Annotated in this window: 15 protein-coding genes, 1 tRNA gene and 1 pseudogene; 15 read left to right on the top strand and 2 right to left on the bottom strand. The window is 63.3% G+C overall.

Annotated features, from left to right (window positions below; genetic code table 11):
- Positions 1–42: 42 nt before the first annotated feature.
- Positions 43–1,014, top strand: coding sequence for a 2,3,4,5-tetrahydropyridine-2,6-dicarboxylate N-succinyltransferase (gene dapD / locus ACE10X_RS31675; protein ID WP_375763365.1), 972 nt, complete (start codon positions 43–45; stop codon positions 1,012–1,014).
- 689 nt (positions 1,015–1,703) lie between these two features.
- Here the strand turns inward: dapD and ACE10X_RS31670 are convergent.
- Positions 1,704–2,657, bottom strand: a complete 954-nt coding sequence (locus tag ACE10X_RS31670) for an MBL fold metallo-hydrolase (RefSeq protein WP_038383421.1) — start codon at positions 2,655–2,657, stop codon at positions 1,704–1,706.
- Between the two features lie 312 nt (positions 2,658–2,969).
- Between ACE10X_RS31670 and ACE10X_RS31665 the strand changes: the two genes are divergently transcribed.
- The 12 genes and pseudogenes from ACE10X_RS31665 to ACE10X_RS31610 all read left to right on the top strand — a co-directional run bounded on the left by ACE10X_RS31665 (position 2,970) and on the right by ACE10X_RS31610 (position 13,157).
- The gene (locus tag ACE10X_RS31665) at positions 2,970–3,323 is read left to right on the top strand and encodes a DUF2200 domain-containing protein (protein WP_038383422.1); all 354 of its coding nucleotides are present in this window, start codon (positions 2,970–2,972) and stop codon (positions 3,321–3,323) included.
- Positions 3,324–3,770: 447 nt separating this feature from the next.
- On the top strand, positions 3,771–4,775 hold the full coding sequence (locus ACE10X_RS31660; RefSeq protein WP_038383478.1) for a TRAP transporter substrate-binding protein: 1,005 nt from the start codon (positions 3,771–3,773) through the stop codon (positions 4,773–4,775).
- Positions 4,776–4,876: 101 nt separating this feature from the next.
- Positions 4,877–5,452: a TRAP transporter small permease gene (locus tag ACE10X_RS31655; protein ID WP_038383423.1), complete on the top strand. Its 576-nt coding sequence runs from the start codon at positions 4,877–4,879 to the stop codon at positions 5,450–5,452.
- On the top strand, positions 5,449–6,774 hold the full coding sequence (locus ACE10X_RS31650; protein WP_038383424.1) for a TRAP transporter large permease: 1,326 nt from the start codon (positions 5,449–5,451) through the stop codon (positions 6,772–6,774). Before ACE10X_RS31655 ends, ACE10X_RS31650 begins: the two co-directional genes overlap by 4 nt.
- Positions 6,775–6,936: 162 nt before the next feature.
- A complete protein-coding gene (locus ACE10X_RS31645; RefSeq protein ID WP_051002868.1) occupies positions 6,937–7,527 on the top strand; it encodes a Spy/CpxP family protein refolding chaperone in 591 nt (196 codons plus the stop codon).
- 164 nt (positions 7,528–7,691) lie between these two features.
- A tRNA-Lys gene (locus tag ACE10X_RS31640) sits at positions 7,692–7,767 on the top strand.
- Between the two features lie 391 nt (positions 7,768–8,158).
- Positions 8,159–8,545 carry a hypothetical protein gene (locus ACE10X_RS31635; protein WP_038383425.1) on the top strand — a complete coding sequence of 129 codons (387 nt, stop codon included), beginning with the start codon at positions 8,159–8,161 and terminating at the stop codon, positions 8,543–8,545.
- 10 nt (positions 8,546–8,555) lie between these two features.
- A pseudogene (locus ACE10X_RS31630) lies at positions 8,556–8,813 on the top strand (helix-turn-helix domain-containing protein); the annotation flags it as partial.
- A 222-nt stretch (positions 8,814–9,035) separates the two neighbouring features.
- Complete coding sequence (locus tag ACE10X_RS31625; RefSeq protein WP_018272923.1) at positions 9,036–10,286, top strand: acetyl-CoA C-acetyltransferase; 1,251 nt, start codon at positions 9,036–9,038, stop codon at positions 10,284–10,286.
- An 18-nt stretch (positions 10,287–10,304) separates the two neighbouring features.
- Positions 10,305–11,087 (top strand): SDR family NAD(P)-dependent oxidoreductase, encoded by a 783-nt coding sequence (locus ACE10X_RS31620; protein WP_038383426.1) that lies wholly within the window; start codon positions 10,305–10,307, stop codon positions 11,085–11,087.
- 20 nt (positions 11,088–11,107) lie between these two features.
- Positions 11,108–11,875 (top strand): crotonase/enoyl-CoA hydratase family protein, encoded by a 768-nt coding sequence (locus ACE10X_RS31615; RefSeq protein WP_375763364.1) that lies wholly within the window; start codon positions 11,108–11,110, stop codon positions 11,873–11,875.
- A gap of 118 nt (positions 11,876–11,993) precedes the next feature.
- On the top strand, positions 11,994–13,157 hold the full coding sequence (locus tag ACE10X_RS31610; protein ID WP_038383428.1) for an acyl-CoA dehydrogenase family protein: 1,164 nt from the start codon (positions 11,994–11,996) through the stop codon (positions 13,155–13,157).
- 37 nt (positions 13,158–13,194) lie between these two features.
- Here ACE10X_RS31610 and ACE10X_RS31605 read toward each other — a convergent pair whose 3' ends face one another.
- A complete protein-coding gene (locus tag ACE10X_RS31605; RefSeq protein ID WP_375763363.1) occupies positions 13,195–13,872 on the bottom strand; it encodes a GntR family transcriptional regulator in 678 nt (225 codons plus the stop codon).
- A gap of 143 nt (positions 13,873–14,015) precedes the next feature.
- On the opposite strand from ACE10X_RS31605, the gene ACE10X_RS31600 reads away from it, so the two are divergent.
- Together ACE10X_RS31600 and ACE10X_RS31595 are read left to right on the top strand one after the other, a co-directional pair.
- Positions 14,016–17,417 (top strand): molybdopterin-dependent oxidoreductase, encoded by a 3,402-nt coding sequence (locus ACE10X_RS31600; RefSeq protein ID WP_375763362.1) that lies wholly within the window; start codon positions 14,016–14,018, stop codon positions 17,415–17,417.
- A gap of 53 nt (positions 17,418–17,470) precedes the next feature.
- Entirely contained in the window at positions 17,471–18,925 is a 1,455-nt protein-coding gene (locus ACE10X_RS31595) for a short-chain fatty acid transporter (RefSeq protein ID WP_375763361.1), read from the top strand.
- Positions 18,926–19,271: the final 346 nt, after the last annotated feature.

Here is a 19,271-nt window from a genome sequence, read left to right as displayed (position 1 = left end):
CGCGTATGCATGACGTGCAGGATCGTAGTGTGAGACATTCGAATGGCGATGGAACTGAGGGGCGCGAGAGGCGAGGGATTTGCAACGATTGCAGCTGACGGTCGCGTGCTGGATTCCTGGTTTCTTCAGCTGCGCCTGGTTGCGGAGGCCGACAAGGCGGCAACGGTGCGGCTGGCGAGCGACGAGGTCAGGAGATCGTTGGGCGAGTCGGCGGACGGATATGCGCGACACGACGACATTCGCAATGTCGACATCGTTCCAATCCGTACGGAAATTGGCTCCCTTGCATCTGCGCCGACTGACGTGCACGACGCGTATCTTCGACTCCATCTGCTGAGCCACAGGCTCGTCCAGCCGAATTGCCTGAACCTCGAGGGAGTTTTCGGTCTTTTACCTAACGTTGCCTGGACGACCCTCGGTCCCTGTGAGTGCTCTCGTGTACCGGACGCGCGAATGGAAGCACGAAAGCGCGCCCTCGCGTTTGAGGTGACTGGCGTGGATAAGTTTCCGCGCATGACTGATTATGTGACGCCTGCGGAGGTGAGAATTGCAGATGCGGATCGCGTAAGGCTCGGAGCCCATCTGGCTCCGGGCACAACCGTCATGCATGAAGGCTTTTGCAATTTTAACGCGGGTACGCTCGGTCCCTGCATGGTCGAAGGCCGGATCAGCGCCGGTGTGGTTGTCGGAAGCGGCAGCGACGTTGGTGGCGGTGCGTCGATCATGGGCACTCTGTCCGGAGGAGGGAAAGAGAGGATTGCAGTTGGCGAGCGCTGCCTGATCGGAGCCAACGCCGGTATCGGCATTTCATTGGGTGACGATTGTATCGTCGAAGCGGGCTGTTATGTCACGGCAGGCGCGCGCATCCTTTTGGAAGATGGCCGAGTGCTGAAAGCCAAAGAACTCTCGGGCCAGAACGGCCTGCTTTTTCGTCGGAATTCCCAGAGCGGCGCTCTTGAGGCAACCAGACGTACGCCAAATTGGGACGGCCTCAACGCGCAACTTCACAGCTAGTGTCCCGAATCCGAAGTTCGCATCATTTGCCGCACCTTCGAAGCGAACTTCGGATTCGATAAGGACACTAGCAAACTTATGATTCCAGTGTGCTTTATGAATGCGAAGTTCGTGAAAGTGGCTGCCGCGAAATCGCACGAACTTCGCATTCAGCACACTAGTCCCCGTCCGTCAGGGGACAATCACCACTCGGAATGCGATCTGTTTGGCGCGATCGCCGTTCACCACCAGTATGGCCACCGCCACGCCTCATAGAGGCGCCACGACGACTCCAGGGGCGGGGCGTATGGGTCGACCCGGTCGTCTTCAGGGCGATATTGATATCGTGGAACAATATAATAATCCCACGGAGTTGGCCTTATCACGGGCGTCGGGATAATGACCCTCCTTGGTTCATGAACGACTTGTGCCTTCCGCGCCCGGGCTTCAGCACCAGACGTCCCGAGGTTGCACAGCACGAGGGCCGCTCCGAGAGCGCACGCGACGGTCATTATCTTCATGCATCGGCCTCCTTGCCTGAGAGTGCAAAAGGACTCAAAGCAAGGCAAGCTAATTCGCTCTCGACCGGCTGGAATGACCGCTTGTGGCCCGTAACCGACCTTTGCTCAGAAGGGCCGCGCGGAAGCCGGAGCCCGCACCCATGATCGTTATGAGTACGCGCCCCGGTTCGGCTCTAACTCGACAGGGTCTCAGTAGTCCCAGAACACCGGCACCCAACGGAAGGCGTCACCCTCGACCGCGACATGTCCAACGGACGGGAACGGCATATGCGTGGCAACCAGCAGCTCGCGGTTCGCCGCCAGTTCCCGCAACAGACTGATCCGGGCGCGGGCCGCCTCCTCGGGATCGTGCTCGAAGCCGTTGTGCCATTCTGGGTGCTCGAAGCCGACCGCGAACACAAGGTCACCGGCAAATGTCAGCCGGTCGCCGCCGGACGCCAGGCGAACCACGCTGTGACCGGGGGTATGGCCACCGCTGCGACGGACGACCACTCCGGGCGTCACCTCGTGCTCCTCGTCGAACAGCCGCAACTGGCTCTGGTACTCTTTCCTGAACCGCTTGGCGGTCGCACGAAGCGCGTCCGGGAATCCCGGCGGCATCGAGACGCGGGAGAAATCGGGCGCCTCCCAGAACTTGACTTCGGCAGCCGCCACATGGATCCGCAGGTCCGGACGCAGCCGCTCCTTCACGCCCTCGACGAGCAGCCCGCCCACATGGTCCATGTGCATGTGGGTCAGCACCACGTCGGTGACGGACCCAAGATCGATGCCGGCGGCCTCCAGTCGCTTGACCGTCTGCCCGGCCTTCGGCAGGTGCAGGTCCGGGTCCGACCCCAGCCCGGCGTCGACGAGGATGGTTTTCCCGCCGCTTCGCACCACGACCACGTTCAGCGCCCAGTCGAACGCGTCCGGCGGCAGGAACATGTCGTCCAGCCAGGCTGCCCGGACGGCCGGCTCGGCATTGTGTGCCAGCATCTTGGTTGGCAGCGGCAGCACCCCGTCGCTGACGACCAGCACGTCGATCTCGCCGATCTTCAGCGCGTAGCGCGACGGCACCAACTCGTTTGGCCCCGCCTGACCGGTGTGCGAGACATTGTCGAGGTTCATGCTTGTCTCCTGAGTATTGCGGATCATCTGGTTCATCGTTCAAAACTCCTGCGTTCGATCCTGATGTTCGATCCTGGCGGGCCGCACCATGTTTCCGTCCGTGGATTGGACATGGTGATGATCTAACGGATCAGGCGTGGCGCTGCCCCAGAGCGGTTGCCGTCGCTGTAGAGCGATTGCTGCCAACGCATGAGCGCCGCCGCAGGCGAGCGCTGGGGACGAAACGGGAGGCACAGGCCATCGCCATGCCCTCAGCCACATGCGACACTTCGGATTGGCGATGCCGGTTCAACCCAGGACTAATATTTCCTCGTCGAGACCCCGGAATACGAACGTTCGGAGCAATTCATGGCCAAGCATCGGATCTATACAACGAGCTTCGCGAGCGTTTACCCGCTCTACGTCGCGAAAGCGGAGAAGAAGGGACGCATCAAAGCGGAGGTCGATCAGGTGATCTCCTGGTTGACCGGCTACGGTCCGAAGGAGCTGGAAGCTCAGTTGGAAAAACAAACCGACTTCGAAACGTTCTTCGCAAAGGCGCCTGAAATGAATCCTTCGCGGGCCTCGATCAAGGGCGTGGTGTGCGGTGTCAGGGTTGAGGAAATCAAAGAGCCGACCATGCGGGAAATTCGCTACCTGGATAAACTGATCGATGAGCTGGCGCGTGGAAAGGCCATGGATAAGATCCTGCGGAAGGAATGATGTCCGATCGACCGGATTCCGTCCGCGCGGCGAGGCGACATTGGACGCTGATGCGTCGCCCGCAATGACGAACGGACCGGGGAGGGCATGCGCGGGTGATGACACCGCGTGTCTGTCATCTTGAATTGCAACTCATCCTCACTGTCGTCCCTGCTTTCGCAGGGACAACAGCCGGCAAGAAACGCGCAGCATTCGCGCCACGCGAACCCGCCATTGCCAAACCTCGCATTGACCTCATTGCCGTGGCCGGGCACAGCGTGCGGGCGGTGTCATTGAACGGTCGCAAGAGCCGAAAGGGATACCGCCGCATCGGATTTTGCAGTGCAGCAAATGGCGCAATTAGCCCCTGCTAAAGGGGCAATGGCAATCGTCGTTGCTTGTCTGTAATGGTGCGGCCGGATGTCCCCGGGGCCGGTGTTCGTGCTCCGCAATTACGCGGGAGGAAACATGCGTAAACTCATATTGGCTGCGGCGTCGATCGCGGCTTTGACCTTTGTCGGACAGGCCTCGGCGCAGTCGCCGATCGTCATCAAATTCAGCCACGTGGTGGCCACCAATACGCCGAAGGGGCAAGCGGCCGAGAAGTTCAAGGAGCTTGCCGAGAAGTACACCGGCGGCAAGGTGAAGGTCGAGGTCTATCCGAACTCGCAACTCTACAAGGACAAGGAAGAGCTCGAAGCGCTGCAACTCGGCGCGGTTCAGATGCTGGCGCCGTCGAACTCGAAGTTCGGCCCGATCGGCGTGAAGGAATTCGAAGTCTTCGATCTGCCCTACATCCTGCCCGACCTGAAGACGCTGCGGAAGGTCACCGACGGCCCACTGGGCGCCAAGCTGCTCAAGAAGCTGGATTCCAAGGGAATGACCGGTCTCGCCTACTGGGACAACGGCTTCAAGCAGATGAGCGCGAACAAGAAGCTGGTCGCGCCGGCCGACTACAAGGGACTCAAGTTCCGCATCCAGTCGTCGAAGGTGCTGGAAGCCCAGTTCCGCTCGCTCGGAGCGATTCCACAGGTCATGGCGTTCTCGGAAGTATACCAGGCACTGCAGACCGGCGTGGTGGACGGCCAGGAGAACACCTGGTCGAACATCTACACCCAGAAGATGCATGAGGTGCAGAAGTATATCACCGAGACCAATCACGGTTACATCGGCTACGTCGTGGTCGTGAACAAGAAGTTCTGGGACGAGTTGCCGGCCGATATTCGCGAACAGCTCTCGAAGGCGATGAAGGAAGCCACGGAATTTGGCAACAACCAGTCGGCCAAGGAGAACGACGATGCGCTCGCCGAGATCAAGAAGAGCGGTAAGAGCGAGATCATCAAGCTGACGCCGGAACAGGACGAGGCGATGCGCAAGGCGATGATGCCGGTCTACAAGGACGTCGCCTCGCGCGTCGGCCAGCCCTTGATCGACGAGTTCCTGAAGGAAACGGGCCGCGGCCCGATGAACTGAGCGGACGTCATTGACCGCAAATGAGATGGAGCCAGCGGCCGGAACGGCCGCTGGAGGGGCCACGGCGCGGCGTATCCGCCCGACCGTGAGGGGGAGCTTTGATGCTGCTGCGTATTCTTGACCGGCTTGAAGAGATACTGATCGCGACATTGATGGCGGCGGCGACGTTGCTGATCTTCGTCGCCGTCATGCACCGCTACCTGATCGGCATCCCCCTGCTTTATCCGATCCTGTTCCCGATCAACCTGTCCTGGGCTCAGGAGCTCTGCATCTACATGTTCGTGTGGGTCGCCAAGTTCGGCGCTGCGTACGGGGTGCGCACCGGTATCCATGTCGGCGTCGATGTCGTCGTCAATCAGCTTAAATCGCCGTGGAAGAACACGGTCGTCCTGTTCGGCTTGCTCTGCGGCGCGTTCTTCACAGCGGTGATCGGCACCATGGGCGCCAAGTTCGTGTGGGGCCTGATGCACACCGACCAGGTTTCGCCGGACCTCGAGATCCCAAGTTGGATCGTCTATCTCTGCATTCCACTCGGGTCCTATTTGATGTGCTTCCGCTTTCTGCAGGTCGCGTACGCCTATTTCCGCACCGGCGAGCTGCCGCATCATGACCACGCCCGTGTCGAGGGCGTTGAGGTCGATGCGCCGGATGTTGGCGCCGCGGAGGTAACGCGATGACCAGCCTCATCATCTTCGGCCTCTTGGTCGCCCTGATGCTGACGGGCATGCCGATCTCGATCGCGCTCGGCCTCACCGTGCTCACCTTCATCTACACGATGACCAACGTGCCGACGGAGTCGGTCGCGCTGAAGCTGTTCACCGGGATCGACAATTTCGAGATCATGGCGATCCCGTTCTTCATCCTCGCCGGCAATTTCCTGACCCATGGCGGAGTAGCGCGGCGAATGATCAACTTCGCCACTTCCATGGTCGGACACTGGTATGGCGGGCTGGGACTTGCCGGGGTGATGGCCTGCGCGCTGTTCGCCGCGGTGTCGGGATCTTCGCCCGCGACGGTGATCGCGATCGGCTCGATCATGATGCCGGCGATGGTGAAGCAGGGATTTCCCAAGCGCTTCGGCGCCGGCGTCATCACCACGTCGGGCGCGCTCGGCATCCTGATCCCGCCGTCGATCGTGATGGTGATCTATTGCGTCGCCACCGGCGGCAGTATCGCGCTTGATCCTGCCGGCCACCGGGTGTCGTCTGCGTCGGTCGGACAGATGTTCATCGCCGGCGTGATACCCGGCCTGATGCTGGCGACGCTGCTCGGGCTGACAACTTTCTACCGCGCCTGGCGCAACGATTTCCCGCGACTGCCGAAGGCGAGCTGGGCGGAGCGGATCACCGCTTTCCGCAAATGCATGTGGGGACTGTTGCTGATCCTGATCGTGCTTGGCGGCATCTATACCGGCATGTTCACGCCGACCGAGGCGGCCGCGATCAGCGCGGTGTATGCATTCGTCATCGCCGTGTTCGTCTACCGCGACATGTCGCTGAAGGACGTGCCGAAGGTGCTGCTCGGCTCGGCCAACATGAGCGCGATGATCCTCTACATCATCACCAATGCAGTGCTGTTCTCGTTCCTGATGGCGAACGAGAACATTCCGCAGCAGATCGCAACCTGGATCACTTCGGTCGGTGTCGACTGGATCGTGTTCCTGCTGATCGTCAACGTGCTGCTGTTGATCGCCGGCAATGTGATGGAAGCGTCCTCGATTGTGCTGATCATGGCGCCGATCCTGTTTCCGGTGGCGGTCAAGCTCGGCATCCATCCGGTGCATCTCGGCATCTTGATGGTGGTAAATATGGAGGTCGGCATGTGCCATCCGCCGGTCGGTCTCAACCTCTATGTCGCATCCGGCATTGCCAAGATGGGGATCACCGAACTGACGATCGCGGTCTGGCCGTGGCTGCTGACGATGCTGATCTTCCTCGGCGTCGTCACCTACGTGCCGGAGATCTCGCTGTGGCTGCCGCGAATGCTGGGAATGCTCTAGCGCAAACAACAGAAATCCAAAGCGCGACCTCGCGCTTTGGATGTTTCTGCGGTGCAATGAAAGCGGATTACATCTTGGTAACAGAGCTCTCCCTGTCCAATCCGTAAGTTGAAGGCGCGGGCGGGCGGCATCATCTTCGAGCAACCTTCAAAGGAGGTTCGTATGAAGAAAGTTCTGCTCGCCGGTATCGCGGCGCTCACGATTGCCGGTTCGACCGCGGTCTATGCCCAGCATCGTCCCTGGTTCCACGGTCATATGCGGATGAGCCCCGAGGATCGGGCCGCCTTCCTCGACGCGCGGATCGCCGCCGTCCGCGCCGGGCTGAAGCTCAACGCCGATCAGGAGAAGCTGTGGCCGCCGGTTGAGGCCGCGGTGCGCGACTTCGCCAAGTTGCGGCTCGATCGCGCCAATGCGCGGATGGCCGCCGAGAAGACCGATGCGGACAAGTCGCAGAAGCCGGACGATCCGGTCGCCCGCCTGCGCGAGCGCGCCGACAACATGGCGGCGACCGCGACGTCGCTGAAGAAGATCGCCGATGCCGCCGACCCGCTCTACAAGACGCTCGACGACAACCAGAAGCGGCGGCTGAGCATGCTGACCCATATGGAAGGGCGCGGCTTCGGCGCCGAGGGCTGGCGCCGCCACCGCCTTGAGCGCGGCATGGACCGCTGGGAGCGCGGCGGCCGCGGCCTCGATCACGATCGTTTCGACCGCGACGACGGCCCTGATCAGGACCGCTCCGGCCGGCTCTGAGCGCCGTCCGCCGGCACCCTCGCCAAGTCCATGAAAGGCCGCCGGATTCCGGCGGCCTTTCGGTTGTCAGAAAGTCGGGAAAACTTGCTTGAGCTTGCTGGACATCGGGGAATCGCTTTGCTAAACGACCGCTCTCTTGCGAGGGTCATTTCCGGACAAGTTCCGGGCGCATAGCTCAGTTGGTAGAGCAGCTGACTCTTAATCAGCGGGTCCCAGGTTCGAGCCCTGGTGCGCCCACCAAGCTTTCATAGCTTAGGTTCGCCCTCGTAACGGTCATCACGGCCAGCGGTCGCGTCTGTTCCGACACCCGCTATTGCCTGCTTCCTCACGCCGCTTCCTGATCTCAGCTCTTATGCTTGCGCATCCGCTTCGCACCGGCCGGCAAATTGTCGAGGCATGTCCGCGATCGCGCGCGGAATGTCGATCACCGTTCGGCGGCGGTCTGAATTTGAGGAAGTTCAGCACGAACGGATCTGTGATCGCTGCGCTGACTGGCGTTTGGGTGAAGGTGCAGGCTGAGCGCGGGGCGCCCTGCGGCGAGGGCGGTTGACAGGGGAGAGCGCCCACTTTAATCACCTGACTAATTAATCAATTAATTAAGGCTTGAAACCCTAGGGAAAGAATCCGCCTGATGCTGGCCGGCCAGAGACATCCGAAGCTGCTTGCCCCGCGCGGTCGCGGCTTCGCTTGGCTGGAAAACCGGATGTTCGTGCATTCCGTGCGCAGCGGTCTCGAACAGGCTGAGAATGACCCTGTCGAGCAGACCGCACGCTTTGCCGAGCGCAGCGTCGGTGTGATCGCCGCGGGCGGACCGAACCCCGGAGCGACCGGCCATCGCGTCAGACCGTCGATCCCGGAACAAGCTGTGCAGCACCGCTGCAATCGCCCACGCGGTGCGCGCCGCGGACCCCTGCCGCCAAATCCCGCACCAAAGTTCGCGTGCGCGAGCGTCGCGGATCGGCGTCGGCCGCTCGAAGCAGAGTGGGCTTCGTTCACCCGTATGGAAAATGAGGAGTGAGGCGTAAACGATGGGACGTCGATCTGAGGTACTGATGGCACAAGAGACCGCCGGCACGGACAACCGGCGCGTGATCCAGGTGGTGTCGCGCGCATTCGACATCGTGCGTTGCTTCGAAGGTCGAAGCATACGCCTGGGAAATCGCGAAATCGCCGATCGCTGTGGTCTTCCCCGATCGACGGTGTCGCGTCTCACCTTGACGCTTACCCAGATCGGCCAGCTGATCTATCTGCCGCAGGAGCAGAAATATGCTCTCGGCCCCCACGCCGCCCCGGCCGGCGCGCCGTTGTTTGCGCAGGGTTGCGACAAGCCTGTCTGCGCCGACGAGCAGCAGCTCCGGCAGGTGCCGCGCTTCGGGTACTTCGAAGATCAGCGCAACTCGATTGCCGAGCCGCTTGCGGTGACGCCACACCGTTGACGCCTCGCGGAAACGGTTGGGATCATCGGCACGAGCGCAAACTAACGAAACATTCGAAGCAAAGGGAAACGCATGTCTGAAGCATACATCATTGACGCTGTTCGCACGCCGCGGGGCATCGGCAAGCCGGGCAAGGGGGCGCTGTCGCACCTGCATCCGCAGCATCTGGCCGCGACGGTGCTCGGCGCGCTCAAGGAGCGCAACAAGCTCGACACGTCGACCGTCGATGACATCATCTGGTCGACATCGACTCAGGAAGGCAAGCAGGGCGGCGATCTCGGACGCATGTCGGCGCTCGCGGCGGGCTACGACATCAACGCCAGCGGCACGACGCTGGATCGTTTCTGCGGCGGCGGCATCACGTCGGTGAACCTCGCGGCGGCGTCCGTGATGTCGGGGATGGAAGATTGCGTCATCGCCGGCGGCACCGAGATGATGAGCTATCAACAGACCCTCGCAGCCGAGCGCTCCAAAGCCGGGCAGCCGGCGCGGATGATGGGTTCGGGCAATCCGGCCCTCGACGAGATTCACCCGCAGTCGCACCAGGGCGTGTGCGGCGACGCCATCGCGACGCGCGAGGGGATCAGCCGCGAGGCCTGCGATGCCCTGGCGCTGACGAGCCAGCAGCGCGCCAAGCGGGCCATCGATGAAGGGCGTTTCGCCAAGTCTGTGATCCCCGTCCTCAACGACGACGGCAGCGTCGCGCTCAATCGTGAAGAATTCCCGCGTCCGGAGACCACGGCTGAAGGCCTTGCTTCGCTGAAGCCGAGCTTCGAGCAGCTTGCCGATTTCGATCTCGGTAACGGCACGACGTTCAAGAAGCAGATCCAGCGCCGCTACCCGGACCTGGAGTGGAAGGGCGTGCACCATGCCGGCAACAGCTCGGGCGTGGTGGACGGCGCCGCCGCGGTGCTGATCACCTCGAAGGCATATGCCGAGAAGCACGGCCTCAAGCCGCGCGGCCGCATCGTGGCCTATGCCAACCAGGGTGACGACCCGACCTTGATGCTCAACGCGCCGGTTCCGGCGGCCAAGAAGGTTCTCGCCAAGGCCGGCCTGACCAAGAACGACATCGACGTCTGGGAGATCAACGAGGCCTTCGCGGTCGTCGCCGAGAAATTCATCCGCGACCTCGAGCTGGACCGCGAGAAGGTCAACATCAATGGCGGCTCGATCGCGCTCGGCCACCCGATCGGCGCGACCGGATCGATCCTGATCGGCACGGCGCTCGACGAACTCGAGCGGAGCGGCGGACGTTATGGCTTGGTCACCATGTGTGCCGCCGGCGGCATGGCGCCGGCCATCATCATCGAACGCATCTGATCGCGAAAGGATATTGCCATGAAACTCGATTCATCGGTCGCCGCCGTCGTCACCGGCGGCGCTTCCGGCCTTGGTGCCGCCACCTCGCGCGCGCTCGCTGCGCAAGGCGTGAAAGTCGCGATCTTCGACTTCAACGAAGAGAAAGGTGAGGCCATCGCCAAGGAAATCGGCGGCGTGTTCTGCAAGGTCGATGTCACCTCGGACGAGCAGGTCGATGCGGGCTTCGCCAAGGCCCGCGCCGCGCATGGCCAGGAGCGCATCCTGGTGAACTGCGCCGGCACCGGCAACGCGGTGAAGACCGCGGGCCGCGACAAGAAGACCGGCGAGCCCACCCACTTCCCGATCGACGCCTTCAACCGCATCATCCAGATCAACCTCGTCGGCACCTTCCGCTGCATCGCCAAGTCGGCGCAGGGCATGCTGTCGCTGGCTCCGCTGGAGCACGGCGAGCGTGGTGCGGTCGTCAACACAGCCTCGGTCGCGGCCGAGGATGGCCAGATGGGGCAGGCGGCCTATTCGGCCTCGAAGGCCGGCGTGGTCGGCATGACCCTGCCGATCGCGCGCGACCTGATGGCCGAAGGCATCCGCGTCAACACCATCCTGCCGGGCATCTTCAACACCCCGCTGCTGCAGGGCGCCCCGGAGAACGTCAAGGCCGCGCTCAGCGCGTCGGTGCCGTTCCCGAAGCGTCTCGGCATGCCGGAGGAATATGCGCAGCTGGCGCTGACCATGATCACCAACGGCTACTTCAACGGTGAAGACGTCCGTCTCGACGGCGCCATCCGCATGGCTCCGCGTTAAGCGATCAGGAGACCAAAGCGATGTCCGAAGAAACCCCGGTCCTCACTCAAGTCCGCGGACCGATCCTGATCATCACCCTGAACCGGCCGGAAGCGAAGAACGCGGCCAACCTCGCCCTCTCCAAGGGCGTGGCCGCGGCGATCGATCGGCTCGACGCCGACGACTCCCTGAGCGTCGGCATCATCACCGGCGCCGGCGGCACGTTCTGCTCGGGCATGGACCTCAAGGGGTTCCTGAAGGGCGAGCGGCCGTCGATCCCCGGCCGCGGCTTCGCCGGCCTCACCGAGGCGCCACCGAAGAAGCCGCTGATCGCGGCCGTCGACGGCTACGCGCTCGCCGGCGGGATGGAGATCGCGCTGTCGTGCGACATGATCGTCGCCAACCGCAACGCCAAGTTCGGCATCCCCGAGGTGAAGCGCGGCCTGGCGGCCGCGGCCGGCGGCCTGATCCGTATGCCGCGCCAGATGCCGTTCCGTGTGGCGATGGAGTTCGCATTGACGGGCGAGTTCTTCGGCGCGGAGCGTGCCTACCAGCTCGGCATCATCAACCGTTTGACCGATGGCCCGGCGCTCGACGCCGCGCTCGAGCTTGCAGCCGCGATCGGTGCCAACGGCCCGCTCGCCGTGAAGGCATCCAAGCAGGTGATCGTCGAATCCCGGCTCTGGCCGGAAGATGAGATGTGGAAGAGGCAGCAGGAGATCGTCGGTCCTGTCTTCGTATCCGAGGATGCCCGCGAGGGCGCGGCTGCCTTTGCCGAAAAACGCCCGCCGAACTGGAAGGGCAAATAGGGCATCGGCTGTTTCGATGACGGAGCGTCGGTTTTGATTGCAGCAGAACCGGCGCTCCAATTTTTTGTACCAGTGCCTCGGCGCACGCGGCGGTTTCCATGACAGCGCTATTGGGTGAATGATGCGCAGCTTTACCGAAGACCAGGTCATCTTCCGCGACTCCTACCGCAAATTTCTCGCCAGCGAGATTGCGCCCCATATGGAGGAATGGCGGGAGGCCGGCATCGTCGACCGCAGCGCGTTCAAGAAGGCCGGCGACCTCGGCTTTCTGATGATCTGGCCCGAGGAAAAATATGGCGGAATGGGCGACGCGGACTTCCGCTACGAGCAGATCATCATTGAGGAGACTGCGCGATCCGGCTGCAAGGGCTGGTACAACACGCTGCACAGCCGCTTGGTCGGTCCTTATTTCAAACGCTTCGGCACCGAGGAGCAGCGCGACCGCTTCCTGCCGAAATGCGTCAGCGGCGAGACGATCCTGGCCATCGCGATGACCGAGCCGGGCGCGGGCTCGGACCTTGCTGGCATGTGGACGACGGCGGAAGACAAGGGCGATCATTTCCTGCTCAATGGCTCGAAGACCTATATTTCCAACGGCATCAATTCCGACGTGGTGATCGTCGCGGCCAAGCTCGCGGGCGCCGAGAAGAAGCATGCCATGGTGCTTCTGATCGTCGAGCGCGGCATGGAAGGTTTTGAGCGCGGCCGCAATCTCAAGAAGATGGGCATGCCGGCGCAGGACACTGCCGAACTGTTTTTCAACAATGTGAAGGTGCCCAAGGCCAACGTGCTGGGAGAACCCGGCAGGGGCTTCTACTATCTGATGGAAGGCCTTGCCGAGGAGCGGTTGATCTCCGCGGTCGGATCGATCGCCAACGGCCGCAAGGCGTTCGACATCACGCGCGCTTACGTGATGGACCGCAAATTGTTCGGTCGGCCGCTCGCCGAACAGCAGAACACCCAGTTCCGCATGGCGGAGATGGATGCGGAAATCGATCTCGTGCAGGTCTATGTCGATCACTGCGTGACCGAGCACAATGCCGGACGCCTGACCAGCAACATGGGCGCCAAGGCCAAGATGATGTCGTCGGAGGTCGAGTGGAAGATGCTCGACCTTGGCGTCCAGCTGCACGGCGGCGCGGGATACATGGACGAATATCCGATCAGCCGCATGTTCACCGATGCACGCGTCAATCGAATCCTGGCTGGAAGCTCCGAAGTGATGCGGCTGATCATCGGCCGCGATGTCTTCTCGGAGCACTACAAGAGCATTCTGGACTAGTCGGTCACCACCACCGACTAGCTGCCTCCGCTCCGCGTCAGCTGCGGGCCTGCCGCAGCGGTTCGCGCGCATGCTCCTTCGAGCGCAGCAATGCATCGACGAAGATCGGCTCCCAGGAGCGGATGTGAGTGCGGAGCAAGGCGGTCAGCGCCTCGGTGTCGCCGGCGAGTGCGAGCTCGATCAACCGGTAGTGCTCGGGCACTGACGCTTGCTGCCGCTCGTGGCCGGCGCGGGAGCTGATGCCGTAGAGCCGCATCTTGTCGCGCAGGCCCATCACCGTGTCGGTCAGCAGGTCGTTGCCGGCGGCCGCGATGAACTCGCGATGATAGTTGCGGTCGGCTTCCAGATAGAGCTGGACGTCGTCGGTCTCGACGGCCCTGGCGATCTGGTCGGCCCAGCCGCGCACGATTGTCAGATCCTTTGGCGGATTGGCGGCGACCAGCACGGCGGCGTGCAGCTCGAGCACCTCGCGCATGTCGAACAGGTTGCGCAACTCGGTCAGCGTCGGCTCGACCACCTTGAAGCCGCGGTTGCGCATCGGCTCGACCAGACCGCCGCGGCTGAGCTCGAGCAGTGCTTCGCGCACCGGCGTCGAGGAGACGCCGAGGCTCGCCGCGAGACTCGGCACCGAATACATCGTGCCCGGAAGGCTCTGCCCGGAAATGATCTCGGCCCGCACCCGCTGCAGCACCTGTTCTCGCAAATTCTGGTCCATCGGTGGTCGTGGCCGCCTCTCAGGGAACTCCGATTCGTCGCTGATTATTACTTAGCCTTGACGCGGCCGGTAGCGTATGACGTAAATGTGTAACGCATTACAAAGATGCGTCACACGGATTGACTGGGATAGGTGAGACGGCGGTGAAACAGCGGCTGCCCGGCTATTGCACGCTTTGTCGCTCGCGTTGCGGTGCCGTCACCGTGGTCGAGGATGGGCGCCTTGTCGGCGTAGAGGTATTAAATAACCACCCGACCGGCGGCGCGCTTTGCGCCAAGGGCAGGGCGGCGCCCGAAATCGTCGCCAGCCCGCGCCGTCTGACCGTCCCGCTGAAGCGGACCCAGCCGCGCGGCGCCGCCGATCCGGGCTGGGTCGAGGTGTCGTGGGACGAAGCGTTGACCGAGATCGCCGCCCGGCTCGGTACGATCCGCGCGGAGAGCGGCGCCGAGGCGGTGGCGTTCGGCGTCACCACGCCGAGCGGCACGCCGATGGTCGACAGTTTCGAGTGGGTCGAGCGCTTCATCCGCGGCTTCGGCAGCCCGAACCTGATCTATGCGGTCGAGGTCTGCGGCTGGCACAAGGACTATGCGCACGCGCTGACGTTCGGCCGCGGCATCGGCTTTCCCGACTACGACAATGCCGATGTGATTATCCTGTGGGGCCACAATCCGGCGCGAACCTGGCTCGCTCAGGCAACGCGGATCGCCGATGCGCGGCGGCGCGGCGCCAAGGTCGTGGTGGTCGATCCCAAGCCGAACGGCTCGGGGCAGCAGGCCGATCTGTGGCTGCGCATTCGCCCGGGTGCCGATGGCGCGCTCGCGATGGGGGCGATCCGTCACCTCATCGCAACCGGCAGCTTCGATGCGGATTTCGTCAACGCATGGACCAATGGATCGCTGCTGGTCGATCGTGCGACCGGACGCTTCCTGCGCGCCGACGCATTGTGGCCGGATGGCGCGCCGGAGGCTTTCGTTCGTCTCGATGCGTCGGGCGCGCCCGTGCCTTGCGACACCCGCTTCGCGCCGGAGAGCTGTGGCCAGCTGCGTGGCGCGCTGCGGGTCCGGGCACGCGACGGCCGGATGATAGCGGCGGCAACTGCGTTCGAGCTGCTCGTCGAGCGAGCCGCGCCTTACACGCCGGCGCGCGTCGCGGAGTTGACCTGGCTGCGCGTCGAGGACGTCGACGCGTTCAACACGCTGCTCGCTCGCCGGCCGCGGCTCGCCTATCATTCCTGGACCGGCGTCGGCCAGCACACCAACGCGACCGCGATCGAGCGCACGATTGCGACGTTGTATGCGCTGACGGGCGCTTGCGATCGGCCTGGCGGCAATCGCTGGCCGGTGCCGCCGCCGACCCGTGCCCTCAACGACTACAATATCCTGTCGCCCGAGCAGCAGGCAAAGGCGCTGGGCATTGCCGAACTGCCGCTGGGCCCGCCGGCCAAGGGCTGGATCACGGCGCGCGATTTCAGCAGGGCGGTGCTCGACGGCGAGCCTTACCGGGTGCGCGCGCTGGTCGCCTTCGGCACCAACTTCGTCGTCTCGCAGGGCCATTCCGAGCGTAACCGCGCCGCGCTGAACGCGCTGGAATTCCAGGTTCATATCGACATGTTCATGAACCCGACCGCGGAGAGCGCCGATTTCGTGCTGCCCGCCAGCACGCCGTGGGAGCGCGATGCGCTCAAGATCGGATTCGAGATCACGCAGGAAGCCGTCGAGACCGTGCAGTTTCGCCCGCGCATGGTCGAGCCGGTCGGTGAAGTGAAGGCCGATTACGAGATCGCCGCCGCGCTCGCGCTCAGGCTCGGGATGGGCGAATTGTTCTTCGGCGGCGACATCACGGCCGGCTGGAACTACCAGTTGGCGCCGCTCGGCATCGGTGTCGAGGATTTGCGCGGGCATCCCGAAGGTCGCCGCTTTCCGCAGATCTTCCGCGACGAAAAATACGCCGTGGCGCGCGAGGACCGAACGGTTGCCGGATTCGCGACGCCGACGCGCCGCGTCGAGCTTTATTCCGAGCTGATGCTGGGACACGGGTATGATCCCTTGCCCGACCACGTCGAGCCGGTCGGCAGTCCGCTCACGGCAGCGCCGGACGCACGCTTTCCGCTCGTGCTTTCCACTGCCAAGAGCGGCTGGTTCGTTCACTCCTCTTATCGGCACGTCGCCTCGCTGCGGCGCAAGTCGCCCGATCCGGCCGTCGAGATCAGTCCGCAGCTCGCCGCGCGGCGCGGCCTTGCCGAAGGCGACTGGGCCGTGGTGGAGACGCATGGCGGTGCCGTGCGCCTGAAGGTGCGCCTTAATGCGGCGCTCGACGATCGGGTCGTCGTCTCCGAATTCGGCTGGTGGGAAGACTGTCCGCCACTCGGCCGCGAGCGTTCCGCGACGGCAGGCATCCATACCCGCAACATTAACGCCGTATTGCACGACGATGCGCGCGATCCGGTCAGCGGCTCCGTCCCGCTGCGCGCGATCGTCTGCGATATCAGGCGCGACGGAATTGCCAGTCGTGGCCTGTGGAGCGGTCAGCGGCGGTTCACGGTTGGCGCGCGTCGCGCCGAGGCAGATAATGTCGTCGCGCTCAACCTTCTGCCGCTTGACGGTGGTCCGCTGCCCGACTTTCTGCCAGGCCAGCACGTGATGGTCTCGCTGCCCGGCGCAACGGAGGCACGGGCGTATTCGCTGACCGGATCGGGCGATCTGCCGGATGTGCTCTCGATAGCGGTGAAGGGGCGCTTCTTCAATGAGGTGCCGAACGACGACGCGCCGTTCTTCATGCCGGATCGTCTGCGCCGTCTTGCCGTCGGAGACGAGGTTGTGCTGGAGCCGCCGGGCGGCATCTTCACGCCGCCGCTGAAGGGGCCGCGGCCGCTGATTTTCCTCGCCGCCGGCATCGGCATCACGCCGTTCATGAGCCATCTCGAAACGCTGCAACGGATTGCACCACAGGATCGCGTTGGCGAAATCCTGCTGCTGCATGGCTGCCGCAGCAGCCGGGAGCATCCGTTTGCCGAGCGGCTTGCGGGGCTGGAAGCCGGCACCCCAGGGCTGAAGCGTGTGACGTTCTATTCCGCGCCGTTCGCGGAGGACCCGATCGACTCGCATTCGTTGCGCAAGGGGAGGTTTGATCTCGGACAGGTCAAGCCGCTGTTGGCGCGCCGGCCGCTGGTCTACATCTGCGGCTCGCCGGAATTCGTTGCGGCACAGATCGAGGCCGTGACGGCGCTCGGCGTGCCGCGCTTCGACATTTTCGCCGAAAGCTTCGTGTCGCCGCCGTCGGTGCCGAGCAACCTTGCGCCGCGCACCATACGGCTTGCGGGCAGCAAGCGGAGCTTTTCCTGGAAACCGGAGCAGGGGACGCTGCTTGATGCGGCGAGTGCGGCGGGCGTCGCGCTGCCGAGCGGCTGCCGTGTCGGGCAATGCGAAAGCTGTGCGGTTCAGGTCGTCGATGGCGAGTTCACCCACCTCGGCCCTGTCGATGGCAGCGAGGGACAGTGCCTCGCCTGCCAGGCCGTGCCGCTGACCGATCTCACGCTCGCGCTTTGATGACCAAACACGATTGAAGGCTGTAACCGCATTACCGGAAGAGGATCAGATTGATGACGAATGCAACGCACGATCAAGCCGTGAGCTTGCGAAAACCTGTCGCGGACAACATCATCGCGCGATTTTCGCAAGCCCTGGTGACGTTTGCGGAGCACTGGTTTCCGGATGCCTACGTCTTCGTCCTGATCGCGGTGATTGCGGTCGCAATCGGCGCGATCCTGCATGGCGGTTCGCCGCTCGCCGTCAGCCGCGCGTTTGGTGACGGGTTCTGGAACCTGATTCCCTTCACGATGCAGATGGCGCTGGTGGCGATCGGCGGCTATGTCGTGGCGATGTCGCCGCCGGTGGCGGCCGTGCTGACGCGGCTCGCCAGCGTGCCGAAGACCGGGCGCGGCGCCGTGGTCTTTGTCGGCGTGCTCAGCATCTTTCTGTCGCTGCTGAACTGGGGCCTGAGCCTGATCTTCTCGGGTCTTCTGGTGCGGGAGATCGCACGGCGCACCGACATCAGGCTCGACTACCGGGCGGCCGGCGCCGCCGGCTATCTCGGGCTCGGCTGCGGCTTCACCCTCGGCATCACGTCATCAGCTGCGCAGCTGCAGGCGAATGCCGGCAGCATTCCGGCATCGCTCCTGCCGATCACCGGCGTGATCGGTTTCTCGGAAACCATCCTGACCTGGCAGAACATGGTCACCGTCGTGATGGTGACCGTGGTCTCCGCTGCGATCTGCTATTTCACGACGCCTGCGCCCGAACAGGCGAAGACGGCGGAAGACCTCGGCGTTGCGCTTGGCGATGATCGCATCGAGGCCAGGAAGCCGGCGCGTCCGGGCGACTGGCTGGAGTTCAGCCCGCTGCTGACGATCCTGATCGCCGTGCTTGCCGCCGGCTGGTTGTGGCAGACATTCCAGTCAGGCAATCCGTTGATCACGTTGTCCGGCCTCAACACCTATAACTTCGTCTTCCTCATCCTCGGCATCGTGCTGCACTGGCGTCCGCGCAGCCTCATCGAGTCGTTCTCGAAGGCGATGCCGAGTGTCTCCGGCGTGCTGTTGCAGTTTCCGTTCTACGCCGGCATTGCGCAGATCCTGACCAAGGTCCCGAACAGCAGCGGCACGACGCTGTCGGACACGATCGCACACTGGTTCGTCGGCGCCTCCAGCAATTCCACCGTGTTTTCGTTCCTGGTCGGAATCTATTCGGCGCTGCTCGGTTTCTTCGTGCCGTCGGCCGGCGGAAAGTGGATCATCGAGGCGCCCTACATCATGAAGGCGGCCAACGACATCGGCGCGCATCTCGGCTGGACGGTGATGGTCTACAACATCGCCGAGACGCTGCCGAACTTCATCAACCCGTTCTGGATGTTGCCGCTGCTCGGCATCCTCGGCCTGAAGTCGAAGGATCTGATCGGCTACACGTCGGTGCAGTTCTTCATCCACTTTCCGATCGTGATGCTGCTGGCGGCGATCCTGATGGCGACCTTCACCTATCATCCGCCGATCCTGCCCTGAGCGATCATGGCCGGGCACCAGGACATCCGGTGCCCGGTCAATTCAGCGCTCGACGACCGTCATCACCAAAACTGTGCTGTTTTTCCGCCCACCGCGAATGAGGCGTCGCGCCAGACCCTTATCTTTGGTCAGCCATTTCATTGACCGCGGCGCGGTTCGGCCGGATATTGATGCGCGATATCCGTGTTGTCCAGGGTCACCGCAATGAGACATGACCACTGCAGCTTGATGTGCGACATGCGAAGCCGCATGCAGCATCGCTGCGTCTCGGCGGCGACCGGCGTCTGTTGTTGTTGATCGCTTCGACAAATCCAAAGCACCCGACAATCAGACAGGAGCGCCCTCA

This window comes from Bradyrhizobium sp. Pha-3, from assembly GCF_042258325.1.
Lineage (GTDB): Bacteria > Pseudomonadota > Alphaproteobacteria > Rhizobiales > Xanthobacteraceae > Bradyrhizobium > Bradyrhizobium elkanii.
Note: the sequence above shows the minus strand (reverse complement) of the source record. Positions and strands in the feature narration are given on the sequence as shown.

Excerpts from the sequence above, each read along its gene's own strand:
- ACE10X_RS31605 (WP_375763363.1), bottom strand. The coding sequence starts at position 13,872 with ATGGACCAGAATTTGCGAGAACAGGTGCTGCAGCGGGTGCGGGCCGAG.
- ACE10X_RS31655 (WP_038383423.1), top strand. The coding sequence starts at position 4,877 with ATGCTGCTGCGTATTCTTGACCGGCTTGAAGAGATACTGATCGCGACA.
- ACE10X_RS31645 (WP_051002868.1), top strand. The coding sequence starts at position 6,937 with ATGAAGAAAGTTCTGCTCGCCGGTATCGCGGCGCTCACGATTGCCGGT.
- ACE10X_RS31660 (WP_038383478.1), top strand. The coding sequence starts at position 3,771 with ATGCGTAAACTCATATTGGCTGCGGCGTCGATCGCGGCTTTGACCTTT.
- ACE10X_RS31615 (WP_375763364.1), top strand. The coding sequence starts at position 11,108 with ATGTCCGAAGAAACCCCGGTCCTCACTCAAGTCCGCGGACCGATCCTG.
- ACE10X_RS31625 (WP_018272923.1), top strand. The coding sequence starts at position 9,036 with ATGTCTGAAGCATACATCATTGACGCTGTTCGCACGCCGCGGGGCATC.
- ACE10X_RS31595 (WP_375763361.1), top strand. The coding sequence starts at position 17,471 with ATGACGAATGCAACGCACGATCAAGCCGTGAGCTTGCGAAAACCTGTC.
- ACE10X_RS31610 (WP_038383428.1), top strand. The coding sequence starts at position 11,994 with ATGATGCGCAGCTTTACCGAAGACCAGGTCATCTTCCGCGACTCCTAC.
- ACE10X_RS31620 (WP_038383426.1), top strand. The coding sequence starts at position 10,305 with ATGAAACTCGATTCATCGGTCGCCGCCGTCGTCACCGGCGGCGCTTCC.
- dapD (WP_375763365.1), top strand. The coding sequence starts at position 43 with ATGGCGATGGAACTGAGGGGCGCGAGAGGCGAGGGATTTGCAACGATT.
- ACE10X_RS31670 (WP_038383421.1), bottom strand. The coding sequence starts at position 2,657 with ATGAACCAGATGATCCGCAATACTCAGGAGACAAGCATGAACCTCGAC.
- ACE10X_RS31635 (WP_038383425.1), top strand. The coding sequence starts at position 8,159 with ATGCTGGCCGGCCAGAGACATCCGAAGCTGCTTGCCCCGCGCGGTCGC.
- ACE10X_RS31665 (WP_038383422.1), top strand. The coding sequence starts at position 2,970 with ATGGCCAAGCATCGGATCTATACAACGAGCTTCGCGAGCGTTTACCCG.
- ACE10X_RS31650 (WP_038383424.1), top strand. The coding sequence starts at position 5,449 with ATGACCAGCCTCATCATCTTCGGCCTCTTGGTCGCCCTGATGCTGACG.